Annotated in this window: 1 rRNA gene; it reads right to left on the bottom strand. The window is 53.1% G+C overall.

Annotated features, from left to right (window positions below):
• Positions 1 to 672, bottom strand: a 23S ribosomal RNA gene (locus tag NNC77_RS16570); the annotation flags it as partial.

Genomic DNA, 672 nt, shown 5'->3' with positions numbered 1-672 from the left:
AGTGACATCTCCTCTTAACCTTCCGGCACCGGGCAGGTGTCAGGCTGTATACGTCATCTTTCGAGTTTGCACAGCCCTGTGTTTTTGTTAAACAGTTGCCTGGACCTATTCTCTGCGCCTCGCTCATCACGAGGACCCTTTATCCCGAAGTTACAGGGTCAATTTGCCTAGTTCCTTAACCATGAATCTCTCAACGCCTTAGTATGTTCTACCCGACCACGTGTGTCCGTTTGCGGTACGGGTGCCGCATGGGTTAAGCTTAGCGGATTTTCTCGGGAGTATGATTACCCACACTATCAGATTCCTCCGAGGAGGACTCCGTACTGTCAGGTTCAGCTCGGATGGTGGATTTGCCTGCCATCCTCAACACCTACACCCTTCAACGGGGACTTCCGTCGCCCCGCGGTGGTTTCACTGCTCCGTCTCCACGTCGCCCCATGCGGCAGTGACGGAATATTAACCGTCTCTGCCATCGCCATCGCCGTTCGGCTTAGACTTAGGACCCGACTGACCCCGGGCTGATTGGCATTGCCCGGGAAACCTTGGTCTTACAGCGGGAGGGAATCTAACCCTCCTTATCGTTACTTATTCCTACATTTGCTTTACTCACCGCTCCAGGATAACTTACGTACACCATTCGACGCTGTGAGTATGCTCCCCTACCGATACTTT

This window comes from Segatella copri, from assembly GCF_024330485.1.
Classification (GTDB): domain Bacteria; phylum Bacteroidota; class Bacteroidia; order Bacteroidales; family Bacteroidaceae; genus Prevotella; species Prevotella copri_L.
This window is presented reverse-complemented; position numbering and strand designations above follow the sequence as displayed.